Source organism: Treponema sp. R6D11 (assembly GCF_054786075.1).
Genome location: NZ_BDHD01000568.1, coordinates 1 through 659 on the forward strand (window position 1 = coordinate 1; position 659 = coordinate 659).

The window sequence follows — 659 nt, forward strand, 5'->3', positions numbered from 1 at the left end:
ATAGACCCAAAATATTACGGCAAAATCGGAAAAGACGTACCCGATGTTATAAAACTTTTGCAACCTTTGGGCGAAGAACACAGCGTGATGCGTACAGAGGGATTATCATCCATGCTTGAGACGATCAAGACCAATATAAATGCAGGCAACACTTCCGCGGATTTTTTTGAAATTGCAACTATCTATATTAAAACAGATAAGGAATTGCCTGATGAAAAGCAAAAATTAGTTATTGGCAGCTATGGGTCTATGGACTTTTTCGGCTTAAAATCAGCCGTTTCCACACTTTTGGATAATTTAGATATAAAACCTTATATGTTTAGAACGGCAGAAGAAGGGGCATTTCATCCGTATCAGTCTGCTAGCCTGATTATAAGAGGTCAAAATGCGGGAACGATAGGAAAAATACATCCAAAGATTGCTAAAAATTATGATATTAAACAGGCGATTTTTGCAGCGGAACTCGATTTTAACATGCTGTTTGAGTGTAGAGGCAGAGGGAAGAAGTATAAGGAAATATCAAAATTCCCAAAAATCACTCGGGATTTAGCGTTTTTATTGGATAAAAAAGTACCTGTTGGCGATGTGCTACAAGATATTCGTTCAATAAAAAGCCCTATATTTGAAAGCGCAGAATTTTTTGATATTTATGAAGGCAA

1 protein-coding gene is annotated in these 659 nt (G+C 36.7%); it reads left to right on the forward strand.

All coding sequences use genetic code 11. The features are described from left to right. Nucleotides 1-57: 57 nt before the first annotated feature. Nucleotides 58-659: phenylalanine--tRNA ligase subunit beta-related protein (locus tag ACYVTD_RS14725; protein WP_461248467.1), on the forward strand; the 602-nt coding region annotated here is incomplete at its 3' end.